Here is a 20,414-nt window from a genome sequence, read left to right on the forward strand (position 1 = left end):
CATGATTAGTTTTGAGGAACGGTGCTTGAGTGATTTGGCCTCAGCAAGAGCGCAACGGCGGGCAAAGCGGCGAGCATCATCATGGCACCATACGCGATGCCCGTCGCGATACCGGCGCTTGCGCTAGCGCCGATTAACGGGAAAAGGCCCGCCGCAGCGCCTTCGCGCCAGCCCCAGCCGCCAATGGATAAGGGGATAAGCATTGAAGACAAGATGAGCGGAACGAGGGTGAACGCATCATTTACCGGTATGACCGTGCCAGTGGCTCTCGCACAGGCGTAGAAACTGAAAATCAGGAGCCCCGCAATCATGAGCGTATAGCCGACCAAGCGCGGCTTTTTGAGGAGGTTCAAGATCAATCGCACGTACCGCGCGGTGGACGATTGCCGCCTGACCAACACCATCGCGCCAGCCGCTACGACAACGAACGCAAGGACCCCAAGCCATGCCATTTCCGGCCACGCGATACCACCAGGTGCCAGCAAGGCGAAGGTGAAGCCGACAGCCATCACAAGCAGCATGGATATCTGACCGATCAATCGCTCTGCCGCCACGGACTGAGCCGCCCGCACCAAATCCCCCTGTTGTCGGGCTCGGTATGCACGACCGACATCGCCCACGACCCCACCGGGTAAGACAAGATTGGTCAACTGCGCCAGATAATACTCCGACATTGCCCGCGAAAATGGCAATTCGATCCGCAACGCTTGGGCCACGATTTGCCAGCGTCGCGCCATCAGCACCGTGATCGCGGTCAAGCTGATCAGGGCAACGCCCAGCCAACTGAGGTCCGCACCGCGCAGCTTTTCGGCGACGCTTTTCGCGTCTGCCCACCAGATCAGAGCGGCCAACACCGTAAGCGACACGGCGAGCTTCAACAGCCACCGGATCATTGGACCGCTCCGACCAGCTTTGTCGGCTCGCTGAAGGCGCTGAGGAAATTGTCTCGGAACGTGTCCATGCGCCGTGCAGGAACCTCCGCTTGCGGGATCAGGCCGTCTGTCCAACCCCAGCTGTCTACCCGTGCGATCACGTCGGCTGGGCCAATCATGTGAACCGGCACATCGCGATTGTCACTGCCAGCGACGAAACCCGCAGCCTGATGATCGCCGACGACGACGACCAGAGGTGCTTCCTCACCCAACCGGGCCACATGCGAGAAGGTCGCTTGCAGCGAATAGTCTATAGCCTTGCGGTAGGCCTCGCGCACGTCATCGCGGTTCTTCCACAGCTCGCGCGGGGTCGGACCCCGTGCCGCCATCTCATTGAAGATCGTGCCGTCCCCGACCTTGTCCCATTCGACCATTTCCGGAACCGGCACCCACGGGGCGTGAGACGAAATGAGGGCAATCTGTACAAAGTCAGGTCGCCGGTCGTCCGGCAGCAACGTCGGATACGTCGCCAAGGTGAACTGATCAGGCATAGTGACCCAGTTGAACCGGTCGCCCTTATAGGGAATGTCAGCAGCCGCGAAGACCAACTCGAACCCCATCTTGCTGCTTTCGGGCCAAGCCATAGTAATAGCGGGCATTATTGCGGCGGTCCGGTAGCCTGCCTCCTGCGCGAAGTGAAACAGCCACTTGTGGCCGCTCGCCAGCATGGCGTTGTATCGGCCATGATCGCTTGTCCAAAGGCCGCTGGCCAGCGTGCCATGCGCCAGCCAGCTTTGACCTCCGGCAGTCGGTGATGTCAGCCATCCGCTACGCATGGAGAAACCTGCCCGTTCAATCTCGCGTTGCCCTGCACTCAAAGTTGCAAGATGCGACGGCGCGTATAGCGGATTGTCGAAACTCGCACGGCCGTAGCTTTCTATGTAGATCAGGATCACGTCACGCCCTTCCAGCCGGTCAAGCAAACCGGCGTCACTGGCGAAGTGGTCCGATTTGGCCTCTTGACTGAAACGCACGAGATCGACCGCAGTTCCTTGCATCTCGACCATACGCTTTACCGCCAGGCGTGACGTCCACGCGGTGCCCGGTGGGCTACGTTCGAACTTCCAGTAATCCAGATGGTGTCCGGCATCGGCAGCGGCCCAGCCGCCAAACCCAAGCGCCGCAAATACCGCCGCCCCCCGCGCAAGTGCGGGCACTTTGAGCGACGTCCAAGCACCCAAGCTGAAAGCTGACCCAAGAAACACCAGAAAAAGAAAGCCCAAGCCCAACGCTACCGCGAGATAGGCCAGTATATGTCCAATGCTCTCGCTGAGAAGCCCGATACCCGCTTCAATCAAGAACGCGTCCAGTATCGGGTTGAACGCTCGATTATATGCCGTGAACATTCCGAAATCCGCCAGCTTCAGAAAGGTCACCGCAGCAACAAGCGCGGCAAGCGTCCAAATGACCCAGCGCCGAGGACCAATCGCGATCATCGCGAACAGCAAGGCTGGAAGCTCTAACGGAAACTTGCTCAGGGCAGAGATATTCATCGTGCCGGGATGGTTTGGCAACACCAGCGCCAGAAACAGAAAACCCGCCGCAACGGAGAGAGAGATAGATTTCTTCATTCAGCACGCCTCAGCAGAAACCACGTATCGGCTGCGAATGACCAAAGCAGAAGCAGCGACGCGCCAAGAAGAACCGGATACATCAACCACGGCGGGGTAAGAGGACAGAGCAACACGATCAGCGCCGCGATCTGGATCACGCAGATTGCTTTGCGCCGGAAGTTTTCGGGAAGCGTCCGTCGCAACTTGGGCAAGAGGATGCTTGCAGCCACAAACGCGTATCGCGCAAACCCCAAGATGAGTATTTCAGGCCCGACGCGGCCACCTGCCAACAGTATCAATGCCAAGACGGCCCCAAGAAGCGCGTCAATCTCCATGTCGAACCGCGCCCCGAATGCGGATGAAAGACCTGATCGGCGCGCGAGCCAGCCGTCCAGCCCGTCTAACGCAAAGGCAGCGAGCGCAATCAGGAACACCCACCAACTCTCGGAGGCGGGCTCGATGATTGCGGCGCACAGGACAGAAATCATCGCCGCACGGATCAGAGTAACCACATTGCAGAAACCCAGAGTGTCATGCGGATAGTTTAGCAATACCCCCCGCAAGGCGAAAACTGAAATCACGAGGAAAACGGCCAACGGGGTTGCGACGTTGTCAAACAAGGCAGCAGACGCGATGCCCACCAATACCAGCAGACCGACGGCCAACATTGCCAACGGCACCGCAGGGCCAGCTAACCGCTGCGTTTTCAACGTCTGCTGTGGATCGCTGTTGATCACGGTTTGTGTATCCTCGTTTCCCGTGGTGAAGACCTAGCTCAACTACGGAAAATAGCTACTCCAACTATCAGAGCAGGTCAGCGCTTTCCCGCCTCATCACGCGACAGTGACTACACCGTGCAAGGGACGATGGTCCGATGCCGCGTTCGTATCCGGGTTATCGACGACCTCGACACGCTCCACGCGACCCGGTGCATTGGTCAGAATCCGGTCCAACGGCAGAATTGGCAAGCCCGTAGGAAATGTCGCCTTTGCTGGTCCCGCAAACTGGGTCCCGACGATCTTTCTTGAAAACGCAAGCCCTCGCCAAGGCCGCCATTCATTGAGGTCACCCAGCAGGATCGTCTGCATCTTCGGACGGCGTCTGAGATACTGGCCAATGATCCGCATCTGAATAACCCGCAACGGCTGGGACAATGACAAATGCGTGGACATGATCCGGACATGACGGTCGCCCGCCATCGCCTCGATCACGATCGCACCACGATGGCAGTGACCAGGCAAATCAATCACATCTGCCTCGGCCTGTCGGAAACGGTCACTCAGGAACAGTATCGTGCCCAAAAACCCATCGCTTTCGGGGCCCCACCGCAACTCCTTCCGGTTGTGGACATAAGTCAGCCCCGTGTCAGACGCGATCCGCGCGACGTCTAGGATTCGTGCGTGCGGGCGTCGCTCCTCGTCAGCTTCCTGCAAGGCAAGGATGTCGGGCTGATACGGTGCCAAAACACCCGCGATAGCTTGCTCGACCCGCTCGGGCTGAACTTTGCCATCGCGCCCCTTGGCGCGATGCACGTTCCAGGTCATGCAGTTGAGCTTTGGCAAAATGGTCGCTTTCTGTCACGATAGGGCTATCTCACCGGTCACCCGGCGATTGCGTTCATCCAACTTGTAACCACCAAGCGGACCATTGACCCAGAACAATTCGGAGAACCCTATGCGTATCTTGATCAGCACACTCCTTGCCGCGTTGACTTTCGGCAGCAGCGTTTCTGCCGACCCCGCCCGCTTTGAGTTGGACCCTGAACACACCACGGTCTTCTTTACAGTGGACCATATTGGTTATGCTGGAACACTAGGCATATTCGGCACCGTCAGCGGAGAATTTGTATACGACACAGATACTCAGGACTTAAGCGCCGTAGACGTGAGGATAGACGCCACAAGTCTCAACACATTCAACGACGCCCGCGACGGGCATGTTAAAGGTAAGGACTTTCTCGACGTCTCCAACCATCCTGAGATTACGTTTGTGGCCACGGAAGGAACACCGACCGGCGAAACGACTGGCACCGTCACAGGTGATTTGACAATCTTGGGTCAGTCGCAGCCGGTGACTTTGGATGTCACCCTCAACAAGGCCGCCGAATATCCTTTCGGCCACAAACGCTTTGTTCTTGGTCTGTCATTGGAGACCTCGATCCAGCGCAGTGACTTCGGCATGACATATGGTGTCGAAAATGGACTGGTGGGTGACACGGTGCATATCCGTATCGAGACCGAAGCCATGAGAATGGAATAGCGACCCAAAGCACGATGATCTGACAGTGTCCGATCAATCAACCCCTGCGCGATCCAGCAGGCCGCTCAACCACGCAGGCTCCGCATCAGACGCGGCAAGCGGGTCGGCTGGTCTCAAGCGGTGATCGACAACCAAGGATGCGAGGCGCATTCGGTCGTCTGCGAGCGGGTGGGCCGCCTCAGCAAGCTGCGCCCCTTCCCACGCCAGAAAGACCGCCGAGGTCACGTTGTACAGTGCAGTTGCCGCGCGGCGTGTTTCTTCCTCTTGCCGGTCACCCGACAGTCCCGCGGCATTGTCCATCCCTGCAACGGCGCGATCCAGAAGCGCGCCGAGTTCACCCGTGTGAGGCTGGCCGACCTGCCCCAGCAGATCGCGCAGGAAACCGGCCAATGCGTCTAACGCACCTTCGCGCCGCGCGGCACGGGCCACGTCAAGTGCCACGATATTGCTGGTCCCCTCCCAGATCGAGCCGAGATGCGCATCGCGCAGGATACGCGCGTCGGACCATTCCTCGATGTAGCCGCAGCCGCCGCGCACTTCCATCGCATCGCCCGCGACTTTGCGGGCATCGCGGCAGGTGCGGAACTTGATCAGCGGCGTCAGGATACGCAGGACTTTAGCCATGTGCGCGTCGCCACTATCGGCGGCCTCCAGCACGCGGGCGGTGTGGAACACCATGCTACGCCCCTGCTCTGCATGGGTCAGCATTTTCGCCAGCTGGCGCCGCATTAGCGGCATGTCGATCAACCGCTTGCCAAAGGCCTGACGGTGACGCGCGATGAACAACGCCTCCGAGACCGAGCGGCGCATCAGCCCCGCGCTGCGCACGCCATTGGCAAGGCGGGACATATTGATCATGTCCGTCATCTGCTTGAACCCCTGCCCCTGATCACCGACAAGATAAGCCGTCGCGCCCTCAAGCACGATCTCGCCCGACGCCATCGACCGCGTGCCCATCTTGTCCTTCAACCGCACGATCCTGTAGGCGTTCGGGCTGCCATCCGGCAGCGTGCGCGGCAGCAGGAACAAAGAAAGGCCCTTCGTGCCTTCCCCACCGTCCTCCGGTCGGGCAAGCACCATTGCCAGTTCTGCGTCCGGGTTGGAGCAAAACCACTTCTCCCCCGACAGCCGCCATTCACCGTCGACCTCATGGGCAACCGTGTCGATGGCCCCGACGTCAGAGCCTGCGGCCTGTTCGGTCATGAACATCGCACCTTGTGCCAGATCGTTCATGTCTTGACTGGTGAGGCCATCTACATAGCGCGTGATCAATGCGTCGGAGCCATATTTGCGGAGCGTGCGGGTCAGTGAATCCGTCATGCTCAGCGGGCAGCAGAGGCCGAACTCCGCCTGCACGAACAGATAGACCAGCGCATATTTCGCCAGCGGCGCCAGCGGTGCATCTGAGCCGAACACGCCCGCGCGATGCGACATCGCCGCCAGCCCGAAATCGCCAAAGGCGATCTGCTCCATCTCCTCATAGGCAGGATGCTTTTCGATACGCTCCTCCGGCGCGCCAGCGCGATTGCGCAGCGACAGCACCGGCGGATTGCGGTCCGCCGTCAGCGCGAGGCGCTCCAGACGGTCGCCGACCAACGCGCCCATCCGGTCGAGTTGCGGGGCCAGCATATCGCGAAGCTCCTCTGGCATGTAGATCGACAAAAGCGCAGCAAATGCCGGGTCGGCCCGATACACATTGGTCCCACGACTGTCAGGGACGTTGCGATAGGTGGTTGATGTCATGGAGGTTCTCCTGCTTGACGAGTGTCATCAGCCGCAAATGCGGGATCGCGCGGCGCGGTATTCGTCGCGCAACCTTGCAATGACGTCTGCTGCCGGTTCAATGGACTTGGATTGCAGCACCGCCTGCCCCGCGCTCCAGACGTCTTTCCACGCTTTCGGGCGCTCGGGATCGTCCTTCGCCACCATCTTGCGCGGCGCGGCTTGGCGGGCCTCTTCGGGGTCGACGCCGACCGCCTCAACGCTCGACGTCAGGTAGTTGGCGTGGGTGCCGGAAAAATAAGGCGTGTAAACAATCCCATCCGCAGCGGCGTCAACGACGCCTTGCTTGTGACCGTCCGGCGCGATCGCCTCGGTTGTGGGGATGAACACCGTTCCTGCATAGGCAAAATCGCAGCCCAGAACCTCTGCCGCCAGAATACTGCGGCCGTTGGCGATTGCGCCGGACAGGACCAACGGGCCGTCATAAAAGGCGCGGACTTCCTCGACCAAGGCAAACGGGCTGGTAGTTCCCGCATGGCCGCCTGCGCCCGCGCAAACAAGGACCAGCCCGTCGATGCCCGATTTCACCGCACGGCGGGCATGGCGGGCTTTGATGACGTCGTGAAACACCAGCCCACCATAGCCGTGCACCGCCTCGACCACCTTGTCAGGGGCCGACAGAGACGTGATAACCAGCGGCACCTTATGGCGCACGATGGTGGCAAGATCCTCGTCCAGCCGCGCGTTGTAGTCGTTCACGATCAGGTTCACGCCGAACGCTGCGGGCGGCTGGCCCGTATCTGTCGAGCACTGTGCCAGCCGTGTTTCAATTTGCGTGAGCCAGTCGTCAAACCCGTCAGCGGTGCGGGCGTTGAGCGACGGGAATGTCCCGATAATCCCCGCGCGACACTGCTCCACCACCAGATCGACCCCCGACGCCAGAAACATCGGCGCGCCGATCAGTGGAAGCGTCAGGTTGGCCTTCAGGTTGTCGATCTTTGTGCGGTCCATCGTCGGGGTGCCTCTTTCAGAGCAGGGAATAGCTGGCGTCGAAAGTCACGGTGCCATCGAGTTTCTCTAGCCAGACACGGTCACCTTCCGAACGGATCATGACCGGCTGACCGGCAGTCAGGGGCGCCAACCCGCGATAGTCGAACTTGATCGCTGCCGTCCCCACGCGCATCGCCGCCGCATTCATCAGCAGCGTGGCTTGCAGCGGGCCGTGCACGACAAGGTCGGCGTAACCTTCCACCTCCGTCACATAAGGGTAGTCGTAGTGAATCCGGTGGCCGTTGAACGTCATCGCGGAATAGCGAAATAGCGTAACCGCGTCGCCGACATACGCATCTGGCGGGATATCTTCGGCAGGCTTCTGGCTCGGTGACGCCATACGTTTGGTCGCGGGGCGGTAGACGATATCCTGACGCTCTTCGATAACGACGCGTCCATCGACGCTCAACTCGTGGTCGACCGCGACAAAAAGCAAGGGACCGCTGCGGCCCTGCTTTGGCGTGATCGAAGCGATCGTCGAATTGCGCGTGACGATGTCGTCCACCTGAATGGGATGGTGGAACCGCACCTGACCACCCGCCCACATCCGGCTTTCCAACGGAACAGGCGGCAGGAAGCCACCTCGGGCGGGGTGGCCATCGGGGCCAAGCTCATCATGCGGCACGGCCGGGGGCGATAGGCACCAGTGCAAGCCCATCGGCGTCGCATTTTCAGCCTCAAACAACCACGCACCGAACGTTGCATGAAACCTGTCACAGAGGCCGGACCTCACGCTATCGGTGACGCTTTCAGTGCGCCCCAGCCATTGACCAAGATGCCCCATATCCAATGCAGGCGCTGCTGTCATCTCATCGCCCTTTCGAGTTCCAGAATCCGCGATGCCCGTGCCACAATCGGCGCATCCACCATCGCGCCGTCCAACACGGTCGTCTTGCCATCCGACGATGCGTCGATGACCCGTTGCGCCCAAGTCACTTCATCGCCGGACGGCCTGAAGGCGGCGCGGGCGGGGGCGATCTGGTTGGGATGGATCAACAACTTGCCGCCGAACCCCAAATCACGCCCATGTTCTGCGTCCCCGGTGGTCATGGCCGGATCAATCGTCGCCGTTGTCACGCCGTCGATCGGGGCAGGTTTGCCAGCCAGTCTGGCGGCCATAACGATGGTGCTACGGATCGGCAGTAGCGCAGTCTGCGTATGGGCGCATCCCATGTCATGCGCGAAGTCGATGGAGCCGAACGCGACACGGTCTGCGGCCCGCGCGATCTCGTTGATCGCCGCCAGCCCGGCCACCGTTTCCACCAACGCCATGATCGTGTGAGCCGGACCGAGCGCGGAGCGCAACGCATCAATCTGGGCCGCGCTTTCCGTCTTAGGCAACACGATGCCGTCAAAACCGGCAGTTCGCGCAAACGCAACGTCGTCGGCATACCAAGGCGTGTCCGTCCCGTTGACCCGCAGGTACAGACGCACCGTTCGGTCAGCCGGTAGAGCACCATGCGGTATGCGTCGAACGGCAACCTTGCTGTGCGCAGGCACGGCGTCCTCCATGTCGATGATGACGCTGTCCGTCCCCGCCGCGCACGCCTTGGCAAAGCGGTCTGGCCGGTCGGCCGGCACGAAGAGCGGAAAGCTCGGGACGTTGATCTTTGCATGGTCGCTCATGGTGCGCCCCTAGAAGCTGCGAGGCATACCAAGGATATGCTCCGCCACATAGGACAGGATCAGGTTGGTCGAGATCGGCGCAACCTGATACAGCCGCGTCTCGCGGAACTTGCGCTCTACGTCATATTCCTGCGCAAACCCGAACCCGCCGAAGGTCTGCAAGCAGACATTCGCCGCCTCCCATGACGCATCAGCGGCCAGCAGCTTGGCCATGTTCGCCTGAGCGCCCGAAGGCTCCATCGCATCGAACCGGCGGCATGCCTCGAACCGCATCAGGTTCGCAGCTTCGATATTGGTATAGGCGCGGGCAATCGGAAACTGGACGCCCTGATTTTGCCCGATGGGCCGCGAAAATACCTCGCGCTCGCCCGCATAGGCGGTCGCCTTTTCGATGAACCAATAACCGTCGCCAATGCACTCTGCCGCAATCAGCGTGCGTTCGGCGTTCAGCCCGTCAAGGATGTAGCGGAAGCCCTTGCCCTCCTCACCGATCAGGGTGTCGGCGGGAATTTCCATGTTGTCGAAGAACAGCTCGTTCGTCTCGTGCCCGACCATGTTGGCGATCGGCTTGACTTCCATGCCCTTGCCGATGACCTGATCAAGCTCGACCAGAAAAATCGACAGCCCCTCGGACTTGCGTTTCACATCCGCCAGAGGCGTGGTCCGTGCCAAAAGGATCATCAGGTCCGAATGCTGAATCCGGCTGATCCAGACCTTCTGCCCGTTGATGACGTATTTGTCGCCTTTGCGCACCGCTGTCGTCTTCAGCTTGGTCGTGTCGGTCCCAGTCGAGGGCTCCGTGACGGCCATGGATTGCAGGCGCAATTCACCGCTGGCGATCTTGGGAAGGTACTGGGCCTTTTGCGCGTCCGAGCCGTGGCGCAGCAGCGTTCCCATATTGTACATCTGTCCGTGGCAATGACCGGCGTTTCCGCCTGCGCGGTTGATCTCCTCCATCACGATGGATGCCTCGGTCAAGCCAAGGCCGGAGCCGCCGAATTCCTCGGGGATCATGGCGGCCATCCAGCCGGCCTTTGTAAGTGCGGTTATGAACTCTTCGGGATAGGTTTCAGCCGCGCCATGCTTGCGGTGGTATTCGGACGGAAAATCCGCGCACAAGGCCCGCAAGGCATCGCGAAGGTCGTCGTGGATATCTGGGGCACTGGTTTGCATTGGGGCTCTCCGTATCAATTCGCCTTGATCGGCGCTGTTGTTCAAAATTTCTTCATCTGGTCGCAGCCGCATTTCCTGCGCGAACGGTGATCTTATCGGCTGTGCTCCACCCGATGCCGGAGGTCAGTTTATCTTTAGGCTTGGCCATGAGTGGCTCCTGAGACGGTTACGCGTGGATCGTCGCTTCGGTGACGGCCTGCACATCGGTCAGGCTGTTGCCCTTCGTCAGCTCAACCAGCCGGAAGCCTTCACTGGTCACGTCCAGCACCGCCAGATCGGTGTAGACACGACTGACCACGCCCAATCCGGTCAGCGGATAGGTGCATTTGCGCAGCAGCTTTGGGCTGCCGTCGCGGTTGGTGTGTTGCATCATCACGAAGATTTTCGGCACGCCCACCACAAGGTCCATCGCGCCTCCGACCGCTGGCGGAAACTTCTGATCCAATGTCGCCCAGTTCGCCAGATCCCCATTCTCCGCCACTTGGTAGGCCCCCAATACAGCGATATCCAGATGCCCGCCGCGCATCATCGCAAAACTGTCGGAGTGCTCGAAAAACGACGCGCCGGGGGCGGTCGTGATGTAGCGTTTGCTGGCGTCGATCATCTCGACGTCTTCCTCGCCTTCCGGCGGTGTGGGACCAACTCCCAGAATGCCGTTCTCGGAATGGTAAATCACCTCCCGACCTTCCGGCACATAGGCGGATACGTGGGTCGGCTTGCCGATACCCAGATTCACATAGGCTCCGTCGGGGATGTCAAAAGCCACGCGCGCGGCAAGGGCACTATCGCTAAGACGGTTCATGGGCGTACTCCGTATTCGACGACACTTTGCACGAAAATGCCCGGCGTCACGACGCTTTCGGGCGCAAGCGGATCGGATGAAACATGGCGCACCTCGGCGATGGAATGCCGCGCACCTGTTGCCATCACCGGGTTAAAGTTCCGCGCCGTGCCATGATAGCTGAGGTTGCCCCACGGGTCGCCTCGCTCCGCCCGCAGAAGCGCGAAGTCGGCGTGCAACGGGGCTTCCATAACGTAGCCGCGGCCGTCGATCACGCGGGTCTCCTTGCCCTCGGCCAGCAGCGTGCCGTAGCCCGTCGGCGTCAGGAAGCCCCCTATCCCAGCCCCTGCCGCACGGATGCGTTCGGCCAGTGTGCCTTGTGGCACGACCTCCAGCTCGATCTCGTCGGCCTCATAGCGCTTCTCGAACCAGATCGAGCCGGGCGAGCGCGGGTAGGAGCAGATAACCTTCGCCACGCGCCCACCCTTCAACAGTTTGGCGATGCCGGTTTCACCTGCGCCCGCGTTGTTCGAGATAACCGTCAACTCACCCGCACCATGTTCGAGCAGCGCGTCGATCAGGCCAAAGGGGATACCTGACGACCCGAACCCGCCAATCATGATGCTTGCGCCGTCCTGTATCGGTGCGACCGCTTCGGCCAGTGTGTTTACCCGTTTGTCCATCATAGTGCTCCTTACAAACTGGCGGTGCTTTTGCTGCGCTTGAGCAGCAGATTGATGCCGATCACTGCGATCAGAACGGCGGCGCCAATCAGGCTGGTCGTCAGCTCCGGCACGATGATCAGCACGCCACCGCCCAGAAACGCCGCACGGCTAAGCAAATTGATCCGCCCGACCCCGTAAATCCAGCTCTCGAAGGCCGAGGTGATCGCCCAGATCGCCACCAGCGTCAGCAGCACCCGCTCGATGATGTTGATGGCGCTGCCCTCCATGATCAGCGCAGGGTCATAGACGAAGATGAACGGCAGGATGAACAACGGAAGGCCCAGCCGCATGGCGCGAAAACCGGTCTCCATGGGTTTCGACCCTGCCACGTTCGCCGCCGTGATCGCCGCCAGCGCAACGGGTGGGGTGATGTAGGACAACATACCCCAGTAGAGGATGAACAGGTGGCTCGCCAACGGGTTCAGCCCCGCCTGCACCAGCGCAGGCGCCAGCAGGATCGACAGGAAGATGTAGCAGGCCGTCACCGTCATCCCCATTCCCAGCACGAAGCTGGTGACCGCGCCCGCAATCAGCATCAACGGGACGTTGCCATCCGCGTAAAGCAGCAGCTCACGCGAAAACGCGCCCGCAACACCGGTATAGGACAGCCCGCCGACGACCAACCCGATGCCCGCCAGAACGGCAACCAGCTTCGCCACGTTGGACGCGATGTCGAGCAGCAGCAGCCGCGCGCGATCCAGCGTCATGCGCGTTTCCTTGCGAAACGAGGTTGCGACCAGCATCACCAAGGACGCGTAGTAAGGAGAGCGCGACTCAAGTCGCAGGCCCATCAAAACGTAGATCAGGACAGCGAGACTCAGCAGATAGGGCCAGCCGGATTTCAGCACGGGCCAGATCTTCGGGATTTCCGATTTCGGCAACCCTTCCAAGCCCTTCCGCGCGGCGAACATATCGACCTGCAACAGCAGCGCGACGTAGAACATCATGGCCGGAATGATCGCGGCAACCACGATGGTGGAATATTGCACCCCGATGAAGGAGGCCATGACGAACGCCACTGTCCCCATGACCGGCGGCATCAGCGTGGCTCCGGTGGACGCACAAGCCTCGATCGCCGCGGCATAGCTGGCCGGATAGCCGACGCGGCGCATTGTCGGCACCGAGAACGGGGCGGACGTCAGGATGTTGGAAATCACGCTGCCCGACAGCGAGCCCAGAATACCGGAGCCGAGAACCGCAACCTTGGCAGGACCGCCCCTGCGATGCCCCAGAAGGGCCGCCGCCAGTTCCATGAAAAAGTCGCTGCCCTTGGTCATAACAAGGACAGAGCCGAAAATGACAAACCCGATAACCAGTTCGGCAACCACCTGCATCGGGATGCCGATGATGCTCTCGACGCCAAGGACATGCGCCCTGACCGTCTCGACCAGCGAAAACTGCGTTCCCCAAAGGAAGCCGGGCATATGGCCTGCATAAAGCGGGAACGTTCCGAACAGAAACGCCGTGACCAGCAGGACCGGCCCACCGGCGCGGCGTACGCCTTCCAGCACCAGAACGATGAGGATCGACGCCATTATATCTGCGGTCAGCGGCGCGTCGTACTCCCACCCGCGCTGGATGATGTCGAGGCCGTGATTGCCCAACCACCCCGCGCTAATCAGCGCCAGCCCCGCAAGCGTCAGGTTGAGCCAACTCATCCGCCCCGCCAGTCGCGCGGATATCGGCACCGACAAAAACGCGATCGCCAGAAATATCCCGATCAAATAATAGAGGTAAGCGTTCCCGAGCGGCTGAAAGCCCATGAGGTTCAGCAAGAATTGCTGGTTAAGGGCCAGCAGTATTCCCAAAGCGCCCAGCGCCATGACCAGCCAGCTTATCGGGCCGGAGGGGCCCTCCGGCGTCGGTGGTTTGAACTCTGCGCGCTTCTCGTCGCCGAGGGGGGCGTCGTTGACCATGTGTCCGTCCTGCGATGCGTGTGCGACAAATCCCCCGACGCGGGCCGCGTCGGGGGAATGCCAATGTGCTGTCAGCCGATCACTTCAACGAGGCGATGACTTCGCCCCGGCGCTTCATCCAAGCCTCCGAATACTCTTCCTCGGACATTCCGGAATTGGCGCTGTGGAACTCCTCCCAAGCGGCGGTCAACGCATCCATCCGCGCCATGCGGTTCTGGTTCCACGCCTCATCCTCGTCGGTCCACACACCGATTTCACGCAGGTAGCGCACGGCGCCCTCATGGAACGGGATGTCGATCGCGGGGCGGCCGGATTTGTCCAGCGACCAACGGCTCATCGCCGCGGTTCCGTCCTTGTAAAGATCGTAGGTCTCGTCCAGCGCCTTGATGAACGCGTAGACGTCATCTGCGCTTTTCTCGTCCGTGGTGGTAATCACCGGATAGCGGTAGGCCGCCATCTTGGCGATCTCGCCCTCAGCCAGTCCGGCGGCGACATCCTCGTCCGACGGGCTCATGATCGGCAGCACCTTCAGCAGCTTGTCCCAGCCTTCCTTGTTGTCGGCCTCAAGTGGCGCATACTGGATGCCGCGCGGGCTTTCGGCCAATTCGTAAAGCTGGCTGGTCGTAGGCGTGGTGCAGGTCGCGTCGGCCTCGTTTCGGGTCATTGACGACATCGCGGCGCTGTAGGTCGGGAACATGACGACTTCGACATCGTCGAGCGTCAGCCCCCCGAACGCCAGAATTGCCTCGCACTTGACGTTGACCGACGGGTTGCCGGCCACGAACGCGATCCGCTTGCCCTTCGCATCCGCCACGGTGGCGATGCCCGCATCACCCGCTGCAATCAAAGTGATGCCAGCCGGACGACCGGCCACGGCGCGCAATTGGTGCGGGCCCCAATCGGGTTTCGCAAAATCATACGCGCCTTCACCCAAGAAAAACGCCTCTGTCGCCAGAAACGCGTAATCCGCACGGCCCTGCAACAGCGGCTGCAAACGTCCGATACCACTGCCCGACGGCTGGATACGAACGCGCGTGCCGAACTCCTTGCCGAAGGCGTCGGCGATGGCCGAGGCCTCCGCATAACCTGCGGAGCCGACATCGTACGAGGTCCAAACCATCGTCTGCGGCAAATCCTGAGCGAATGCTGGCAGTGCGACACAGGCCGCGAGTGCGCCCAATGTGGTGCGCATGTTGAAATACTTCATTTTTCTCTCCCTTGTACAAAGATCCAAGCCCCGCAGCCATCCCCACGGTGTTTCCAGTCCGATCCGGTGCAGCAGTATTTTTTGCGGCAGTTCCGCGCTGATCTGACAGGCGGGCTTGTCTTCAAGAAAAAAGGCTAAAGAGTTGTAGCCATATTTCAAATGCATTATTGACATATCAGAGATAGAAAATGGGTATTGATGGAATTTCGTCTTCTCCGCAACTTCATCAAGATCGTGGAACTGAGCAGCATCACCGCCGCGTCGGAACAATTGCACGTCGCGCAACCCGCCCTGAGCCGACAGGTCAAGGCGTTGGAGAGCGAGCTTGGCGTCCTGCTTCTGCGCCGTCACGGGCGCGGCGTCATGCCGACCGAAGAAGGCATGCGGCTTGTCAGTCGCGCAAAGCTCATTCTGGAAGATTTCGAGAACCTGCAGGCCGAAGTGACAGGCAACCCGAAGTCGCTGTCGGGCACGCTTACGCTTGGACTACCTCCCACCGTGGCCGAGGTGCTCGCCACTCATCTGATCATACGTACGATGGAGAAATATCCAGACGTGAACCTCAGGATCGTGTCCGGGTTCAGCGGTCACGTCCAGGACTGGCTGATGCGCGGCAAAGTCGATCTCGGGGTGGCCTACGAGGGCCAGAAATCCAAGTTGATAAAGTCGAAACCCATTATTCTGGAGCAGCTTTTCCTGATCCAATCCGCAGAAGCTTCCGATGTGCAGGACGGCACTCCGATTACCGCTGTAGACGCGCTGCGCCAGCCTTTGATCCTGCCAAACCCTGAACACGGGCTACGCGGCAGAATCGAGAGCATCGCACAAGCAGATCAGATTGATCTGAACGTCGTGCTCGAGATCGACATTCTGCCAACCATGTTGTCTTTCGTCGAACGTGACCTTGGCAGCACCATCCTGCCCTTGGTCAGCGTCATTAATCAGGTTCGCGCAGGCAAACTGATCGCCCGCCCCATCGTTCAGAAGGCGATTGACCGGACGTTGGTGTTGATGACCCCGCTCAACACACCCGCATCCCGTCTGGCCACCGGCTTCTCTGAGTTTCTGACCGCCGAGGTGCATCATCTGGCGACCTCCGGCGAATGGCCGGGCACGACGTTATAGAGGCCAGCTGTCAGGTATGCCCTGCAGATATAGCTGACATCTAAAAACAGCCTTACAAGCATGGAAAATCATGTTCTAGAGTTGGTAGGCCGGACCACGACAGGTCTGACAGCGGAGGAGCAATCATGCAAACCGGACCCCTGCAAGGCGTTCTTGTCGTTTCGATAGAGCAGGCCGTCGCAGCTCCTTATTGCACGTCCCGTCTCGCGGATGCCGGCGCACGCGTCATCAAGGTAGAGCGCCCCGAAGGCGATTTCGCCCGTGGCTACGACAAGGCCGCCGGTGGCGAGAGCAGCTATTTCGTCTGGCTTAATCGCGGCAAGGAATCCGTCACACTCGACCTGAGTGATGAGAGCGACAAGGACCTTTTGCTGGCGATGGTCGATCAGGCGGACGTATTGGTGCAGAACCTCAAGCCCGGCGCACTGGAGCGCAAAGGTCTCGGCCCTCAAACCCTGCGCGAGCGGAACAAAGCTTTGATCACCTGCTCCATCAGCGGCTATGGCGAAAGCGGACCATATGCCTCGCGCAAGGCGTATGACCTTCTTATCCAAGCGGAATCCGGTCTGTGCAGCATCACGGGCGGCCCGACAGAACCGTCACGGGTCGGTATCTCCATCGTCGATATAGCCACCGGCGCGGCAGCCCAATCTGCCATTCTGGAAGCGCTCATCGGACGCGAGCGCACGGGTATCGGCAGCGACATTCGCATCTCCATGTTCGAGGTAATGGCCGACTGGCTGGCCGTCCCGCTCCTGCACGCGGCATCCGGCAACCCGCCACAAAGGATCGGGCTGGCGCATCCGTCGATCTGCCCCTACGGCGTGTTTTCGACATCCGACGGGCAGGATCTGCTGATCTCGATCCAGAACGACCGCGAATGGGCGGTGTTCGCAACGCAAGTGCTGGACCGCCCAGACATGATCACCGATCCGGAATACGCTACGAACAATGCCCGCATGTCCATCCGCGCACGCGTGGACAAAATCATCGCCGATGCCGTGTCCGACCGCACAAATGCGGAAATGGAGCAAATCCTGACAGCCGGAAATATCGCCTTCGCGGGCGTGAAGGATATGCAGGGGCTGATCGACCATCCCCACCTCGTCACCTCCACCGTGTCCACGCCGGACGGTCACGACATATCCCTCCCCGCGCCGCCTGCGTTGTTCGACGGTGTCCGCCGGATGGACAAGTCCAGCATGCCGTCACTGGGACGAGACACTGCCGCAATTCGTAAGGAGTTCGGCAGGGGCTAGCCAGCCTCAGATCGTGCCGGTCACCATCAGTATGGTCAGCAAACCGGTCCAAAACACAAACACCGCAAGACAATAAGGGCCGTTCCAGACGGGTCCAACCAAGCCGGGCGGGCGGTCGATTATTGAAGCGGATAGAATAATCGTCGTGATGACCGGGGAAAGGCCGATCACGCATGTCCAGCCTGCAATAATTGCCAGCGCTATTCCCAATTCGCTGACCCCCGGCAAGGCGAGCTGCAACGCTATTGCGCCCAGAACCGATGCGCTGACGATGGGGTTGATCCCGGCAAACGCCAAGACCACGAGGGACGACATAAGTCCCAGCACCAACGCGAGCGGGCCGAGCGATAAAGCCGCAATCACCGCCCGCAACCCGTCCACCGGAATGATCGCCACCAATATCACCGACAAAAATCCCGCTGACGCAAACACACCGACCTCACCCGCCGATGCAGGCATCCGCTGCCAGCTATCTGCCAGTGTCGCGCGAATGGCCGTCCACGGGCCGCCTGTGCTTTTGCGAGATGACAGGGCCGACCAAAGAACGGCGTAGCTTGGCACCAACAGCACCAGCGCCTCCTGAAACGACAGCGGAGTTACCTCGTGAAGAACAAAAATCGCCGACCCCAATACCATGACATGCCCGACAAGCAGCGCCGCCCCTCTCCAACTGCCCCCCGCAGGTGCCACCGGTTTCGGCGCAAGTAACCTCAGCTTACGGTGCTGAATACGGTCAAGCGTCCAACCCAAGCCGATAAACAGGAAACTGATGGCAAACCCGAGCGGCCCAAAGTCGACATAGGACAGGCCGGGCAAGGTGATCAGCACCACATTGGTGGCAAATCCGAACGGCGACCAGAGCGAGATGAGGCCAAACCCCCTGATAACCGCCAGCGTCATGCGCCGCAGCTTCGCCTCTTGCAGGTCGGGGGGCAGGCGCATGGTGGATGCATCCGAAAGCGAGCGTTTGGCCAGATCGAGCAAGATGACCAAGCCGCCGAAATTGATCAAAACCCCGAATAGATGCCCGCCAAACGAAAGGGCCAGATAGCGGCGCGATGGCGGCTGGCCGGTCAGATACGCTCCCGCCTCCTTCACTTCCGGTGCCATCATTGCGGCAGAGCGCAGTGTGCCAAGCAAGCTGATCAACGCCGCCAGAAATAACGCGCGCCCCACCGCGTCCATTAACACCGCCGCAGGCACGTCGCGTCCGATGGCGATGACCAACGCGACAGCTGAAAGTAAAATCGGAACCCAGGTGCTGAAGTTGAAACGACGCCATCCCAGCGCCAGAAACAACCCGAGTGCGGTAGCCGCGCTCAAGGCCAGCCAGGTTGCATCCACGAATATCAACGCCACCGCGGCGACCAAGACGAAAGTCAGCAAGCCACTTCGCAGCTGAACGGCCCCACCCCTTGGCGGCGTAAGGGTTGTTTCGTCCAGCATCTAGCTTACACGCCTCAACGCCCTTGAAACTTGGCGGGGCGCTTTTCAAAGAACGCGGCCCTGCCCTCGGCGGCATCCTCGCTGTTGAGCAGGATCGGCTGGATCATGCGCTCATACTCAAGCGCGGCATCCACGTCCCTCGCAAACCAGTCCGCGATGAACTGCCGTGGCAAAGGCGCGCCGGCTGCTTCCTCCAGCGCAATAGCGCACGCCGCATCCACGGCCTGCCCCTCATCCACAAGCTCGTCCACCATCCCCATTGCCAGCGCTTCGTCTGCTGCAATCTTGCGGTTGCTCATGATGATCCGACGCGCCCGCGCAGGGCCTACCCGCGCGGGCAAGGTGGCAAGCAGGCCCATGTCGGGGATCAGGCCAATCTTGGTAAAGCTGGCAACGAACTTGGCTTCTCGCGAAGCCACAATTGTCGGGCAGGCCATCACCAAGGCAAAACCACCGCCCGCCGCCCAGCCTTCGACCGCGACCACCAACGGCTTGGAAAACCGGACCATGCGGCTGACCATGTCCTTCACCGTGGCAAAACGCTCCCGCTGCTGGGCAACGCTGCGTGTGCCTTGGTCACGGATGTCGCCGCCTACGGAAAAGTGGCCGCCCTTGCCGGTCAAAACCACCGCCCTGACGTCGTCCTCCCCTTCAGCGTCCGATAGTACACGCACCAGTTCCTGCCGCACCGGATGCCCCAACGGGTTGCGCCGATCCGGCTCGTTCAGGCTGACGACCAGCACGCCACCCTCGCGCGTTTCAAGATCAATCGCCATCATGCGTCCTTTCTGAACTGGAACAACCCGTTGCCAATTGCCACCTTGTCACGCTCGGTCACGATGGTTCGGAAAGAGCCGTCCTTCCAGACCTCAGTGCGCAATGTCTCGCCCGGAAACACATGCGCGGTGAAACGCGCGTCCATGGCTCCGAACCGCCCGGCATCATAGTCGCACAGCGTCGCAAGCAGCGCGTGCGCAGCGCATCCGAAGGTGCAAAGCCCGTGCAGAATGGGCCGCTCGAACCCCGCGCCTTCCGCGACGCGCGGATCAAGATGCAGCGGGTTGGGGTCCGCGTTCCAACGATAGAGCAACGCCTGCTCCGGTCGCGTCTGCGTCTCGAACACATGGTCCGGCGCGGTGTCGGGCAGTTGGTGGACCGGTTTGGGCGTGTCCGATGCCCCGCCATACCCGCCGTCGCCGCGCAGAAAAGTCGTGCCGCGGCAGGTCGCAAGCAAGGTGCCCGTCGCCTCGTCGTGGATTTCCTTCTCAGAGTACAGCAGCGCCCCGCGCCCTTCCCCCTTGTCGATCAGCCCCGTCACGCGGGTCTTGGCTCGGATCGTCGCCTCGACAGGGATCGGGGCATGAACCGTCATGCCCTGCTCGCCATGCACCACCCGCAAGGCGTCGACCCCCGTGGCCGGATCGGACAGCCAGAAGCCGGGATGGCCCAGCACGTTCGCAATCGCGGGCATCACGCGGATATCGTCCTGTAGACCGCCGACATAAGCCAATTGCGACATATCCATCGGGTCCTGCCCCATGCCGATGGACAGCGCGTATTGAGCCGCGTCACGCGGCCCATAGCTTTGGCGCATTTCGGGAATGTCGAAGTTCATCAGATGGTCGCGGTCAATCGCCATG

At 60.8% G+C, this 20,414-nt stretch carries 19 protein-coding genes; 3 read left to right on the forward strand and 16 right to left on the reverse strand.

Going from position 1 to position 20,414, the window contains the following annotated elements:
* Window positions 1-5: 5 nt before the first annotated feature.
* The 4 genes from THALAR_RS13560 to THALAR_RS13575 all read right to left on the reverse strand — a co-directional run bounded on the left by THALAR_RS13560 (window position 6) and on the right by THALAR_RS13575 (window position 4,029).
* Window positions 6-893 carry a lysylphosphatidylglycerol synthase transmembrane domain-containing protein gene (locus THALAR_RS13560; RefSeq protein WP_021102152.1) on the reverse strand — a complete coding sequence of 296 codons (888 nt, stop codon included), beginning with the start codon at window positions 891-893 and terminating at the stop codon, window positions 6-8.
* The gene (locus tag THALAR_RS13565) at window positions 890-2,503 is read right to left on the reverse strand and encodes a sulfatase-like hydrolase/transferase (RefSeq protein ID WP_021102153.1); all 1,614 of its coding nucleotides are present in this window, start codon (window positions 2,501-2,503) and stop codon (window positions 890-892) included. The genes THALAR_RS13560 and THALAR_RS13565 overlap by 4 nt, the downstream gene beginning before the upstream one ends.
* Window positions 2,500-3,222 carry a CDP-alcohol phosphatidyltransferase family protein gene (locus THALAR_RS13570; protein ID WP_021102154.1) on the reverse strand — a complete coding sequence of 241 codons (723 nt, stop codon included), beginning with the start codon at window positions 3,220-3,222 and terminating at the stop codon, window positions 2,500-2,502. The genes THALAR_RS13565 and THALAR_RS13570 overlap by 4 nt, the downstream gene beginning before the upstream one ends.
* A 96-nt stretch (window positions 3,223-3,318) precedes the next feature.
* A complete protein-coding gene (locus tag THALAR_RS13575; protein ID WP_021102155.1) occupies window positions 3,319-4,029 on the reverse strand; it encodes an endonuclease/exonuclease/phosphatase family protein in 711 nt (236 codons plus the stop codon).
* Window positions 4,030-4,159: 130 nt separating this feature from the next.
* Between THALAR_RS13575 and THALAR_RS13580 the strand changes: the two genes are divergently transcribed.
* The gene (locus THALAR_RS13580) at window positions 4,160-4,744 is read left to right on the forward strand and encodes a YceI family protein (protein ID WP_021102156.1); all 585 of its coding nucleotides are present in this window, start codon (window positions 4,160-4,162) and stop codon (window positions 4,742-4,744) included.
* Window positions 4,745-4,777: 33 nt separating this feature from the next.
* Here THALAR_RS13580 and THALAR_RS13585 read toward each other — a convergent pair whose 3' ends face one another.
* The 9 genes from THALAR_RS13585 to THALAR_RS13625 form a co-directional block, all read right to left on the reverse strand.
* Complete coding sequence (locus tag THALAR_RS13585; RefSeq protein ID WP_021102157.1) at window positions 4,778-6,487, reverse strand: acyl-CoA dehydrogenase family protein; 1,710 nt, start codon at window positions 6,485-6,487, stop codon at window positions 4,778-4,780.
* A 27-nt stretch (window positions 6,488-6,514) separates the two neighbouring features.
* Window positions 6,515-7,477 carry an NAD(P)H-dependent flavin oxidoreductase gene (locus THALAR_RS13590; protein ID WP_021102158.1) on the reverse strand — a complete coding sequence of 321 codons (963 nt, stop codon included), beginning with the start codon at window positions 7,475-7,477 and terminating at the stop codon, window positions 6,515-6,517.
* A gap of 16 nt (window positions 7,478-7,493) precedes the next feature.
* The gene (locus THALAR_RS13595; RefSeq protein ID WP_021102159.1) at window positions 7,494-8,324 is read right to left on the reverse strand and encodes an FAS1-like dehydratase domain-containing protein; all 831 of its coding nucleotides are present in this window, start codon (window positions 8,322-8,324) and stop codon (window positions 7,494-7,496) included.
* Entirely contained in the window at window positions 8,321-9,142 is an 822-nt protein-coding gene (locus THALAR_RS13600; RefSeq protein WP_021102160.1) for an HpcH/HpaI aldolase/citrate lyase family protein, read from the reverse strand. Before THALAR_RS13600 ends, THALAR_RS13595 begins: the two co-directional genes overlap by 4 nt.
* Window positions 9,143-9,151: 9 nt before the next feature.
* A complete protein-coding gene (locus THALAR_RS13605) occupies window positions 9,152-10,315 on the reverse strand; it encodes an acyl-CoA dehydrogenase family protein (protein ID WP_021102161.1) in 1,164 nt (387 codons plus the stop codon).
* A gap of 166 nt (window positions 10,316-10,481) precedes the next feature.
* The gene (locus THALAR_RS13610) at window positions 10,482-11,117 is read right to left on the reverse strand and encodes a 3-oxoacid CoA-transferase subunit B (protein WP_021102163.1); all 636 of its coding nucleotides are present in this window, start codon (window positions 11,115-11,117) and stop codon (window positions 10,482-10,484) included.
* Complete coding sequence (locus THALAR_RS13615; protein ID WP_211264804.1) at window positions 11,114-11,779, reverse strand: CoA transferase subunit A; 666 nt, start codon at window positions 11,777-11,779, stop codon at window positions 11,114-11,116. The genes THALAR_RS13610 and THALAR_RS13615 overlap by 4 nt, the downstream gene beginning before the upstream one ends.
* A gap of 11 nt (window positions 11,780-11,790) precedes the next feature.
* Window positions 11,791-13,737: a TRAP transporter permease gene (locus THALAR_RS13620; RefSeq protein WP_021102165.1), complete on the reverse strand. Its 1,947-nt coding sequence runs from the start codon at window positions 13,735-13,737 to the stop codon at window positions 11,791-11,793.
* Window positions 13,738-13,816: 79 nt separating this feature from the next.
* Window positions 13,817-14,944: a TAXI family TRAP transporter solute-binding subunit gene (locus THALAR_RS13625; protein ID WP_051153761.1), complete on the reverse strand. Its 1,128-nt coding sequence runs from the start codon at window positions 14,942-14,944 to the stop codon at window positions 13,817-13,819.
* A gap of 198 nt (window positions 14,945-15,142) precedes the next feature.
* Here THALAR_RS13625 and THALAR_RS13630 point away from each other — a divergent pair, with 198 nt between their 5' ends.
* The gene (locus THALAR_RS13630) at window positions 15,143-16,069 is read left to right on the forward strand and encodes a LysR family transcriptional regulator (RefSeq protein WP_021102167.1); all 927 of its coding nucleotides are present in this window, start codon (window positions 15,143-15,145) and stop codon (window positions 16,067-16,069) included.
* A 125-nt stretch (window positions 16,070-16,194) separates the two neighbouring features.
* Window positions 16,195-17,328: a CaiB/BaiF CoA transferase family protein gene (locus THALAR_RS13635; protein ID WP_021102168.1), complete on the forward strand. Its 1,134-nt coding sequence runs from the start codon at window positions 16,195-16,197 to the stop codon at window positions 17,326-17,328.
* Window positions 17,329-17,334: 6 nt separating this feature from the next.
* Here THALAR_RS13635 and THALAR_RS13640 read toward each other — a convergent pair whose 3' ends face one another.
* Genes THALAR_RS13640 through THALAR_RS13650 form a run of 3 tightly spaced genes read right to left on the reverse strand, consistent with a single transcriptional unit; the run spans window position 17,335 to window position 20,413 of the window.
* Complete coding sequence (locus tag THALAR_RS13640) at window positions 17,335-18,774, reverse strand: hypothetical protein (protein WP_021102169.1); 1,440 nt, start codon at window positions 18,772-18,774, stop codon at window positions 17,335-17,337.
* A gap of 14 nt (window positions 18,775-18,788) precedes the next feature.
* A complete protein-coding gene (locus tag THALAR_RS13645; RefSeq protein ID WP_021102170.1) occupies window positions 18,789-19,550 on the reverse strand; it encodes an enoyl-CoA hydratase/isomerase family protein in 762 nt (253 codons plus the stop codon).
* A complete protein-coding gene (locus THALAR_RS13650) occupies window positions 19,550-20,413 on the reverse strand; it encodes a MaoC/PaaZ C-terminal domain-containing protein (RefSeq protein ID WP_021102171.1) in 864 nt (287 codons plus the stop codon). The genes THALAR_RS13645 and THALAR_RS13650 overlap by 1 nt, the downstream gene beginning before the upstream one ends.
* Window position 20,414 lies beyond the last annotated feature (1 nt).

Origin of the sequence: Litoreibacter arenae DSM 19593, from assembly GCF_000442275.2 — a bacterium.
Taxonomy (GTDB): Bacteria; Pseudomonadota; Alphaproteobacteria; order Rhodobacterales; family Rhodobacteraceae; genus Litoreibacter; species Litoreibacter arenae.

Bases quoted from the DNA above. Each gene is read 5' to 3' on its own strand.
- THALAR_RS13595 (WP_021102159.1), bottom strand. From the start codon at position 8,324: ATGACAGCAGCGCCTGCATTGGATATGGGGCATCTTGGTCAATGGCTG.
- THALAR_RS13630 (WP_021102167.1), top strand. From the start codon at position 15,143: ATGGAATTTCGTCTTCTCCGCAACTTCATCAAGATCGTGGAACTGAGC.
- THALAR_RS13625 (WP_051153761.1), bottom strand. From the start codon at position 14,944: ATGAAGTATTTCAACATGCGCACCACATTGGGCGCACTCGCGGCCTGT.
- THALAR_RS13600 (WP_021102160.1), bottom strand. From the start codon at position 9,142: ATGAGCGACCATGCAAAGATCAACGTCCCGAGCTTTCCGCTCTTCGTG.
- THALAR_RS13575 (WP_021102155.1), bottom strand. From the start codon at position 4,029: ATGACCTGGAACGTGCATCGCGCCAAGGGGCGCGATGGCAAAGTTCAG.
- THALAR_RS13560 (WP_021102152.1), bottom strand. From the start codon at position 893: ATGATCCGGTGGCTGTTGAAGCTCGCCGTGTCGCTTACGGTGTTGGCC.
- THALAR_RS13605 (WP_021102161.1), bottom strand. From the start codon at position 10,315: ATGCAAACCAGTGCCCCAGATATCCACGACGACCTTCGCGATGCCTTG.
- THALAR_RS13590 (WP_021102158.1), bottom strand. From the start codon at position 7,477: ATGGACCGCACAAAGATCGACAACCTGAAGGCCAACCTGACGCTTCCA.
- THALAR_RS13645 (WP_021102170.1), bottom strand. From the start codon at position 19,550: ATGGCGATTGATCTTGAAACGCGCGAGGGTGGCGTGCTGGTCGTCAGC.
- THALAR_RS13580 (WP_021102156.1), top strand. From the start codon at position 4,160: ATGCGTATCTTGATCAGCACACTCCTTGCCGCGTTGACTTTCGGCAGC.
- THALAR_RS13635 (WP_021102168.1), top strand. From the start codon at position 16,195: ATGCAAACCGGACCCCTGCAAGGCGTTCTTGTCGTTTCGATAGAGCAG.
- THALAR_RS13615 (WP_211264804.1), bottom strand. From the start codon at position 11,779: ATGGACAAACGGGTAAACACACTGGCCGAAGCGGTCGCACCGATACAG.
- THALAR_RS13650 (WP_021102171.1), bottom strand. From the start codon at position 20,413: ATGGCGATTGACCGCGACCATCTGATGAACTTCGACATTCCCGAAATG.
- THALAR_RS13610 (WP_021102163.1), bottom strand. From the start codon at position 11,117: ATGAACCGTCTTAGCGATAGTGCCCTTGCCGCGCGCGTGGCTTTTGAC.
- THALAR_RS13620 (WP_021102165.1), bottom strand. From the start codon at position 13,737: ATGGTCAACGACGCCCCCCTCGGCGACGAGAAGCGCGCAGAGTTCAAA.
- THALAR_RS13585 (WP_021102157.1), bottom strand. From the start codon at position 6,487: ATGACATCAACCACCTATCGCAACGTCCCTGACAGTCGTGGGACCAAT.
- THALAR_RS13640 (WP_021102169.1), bottom strand. From the start codon at position 18,774: ATGCTGGACGAAACAACCCTTACGCCGCCAAGGGGTGGGGCCGTTCAG.
- THALAR_RS13565 (WP_021102153.1), bottom strand. From the start codon at position 2,503: ATGAAGAAATCTATCTCTCTCTCCGTTGCGGCGGGTTTTCTGTTTCTG.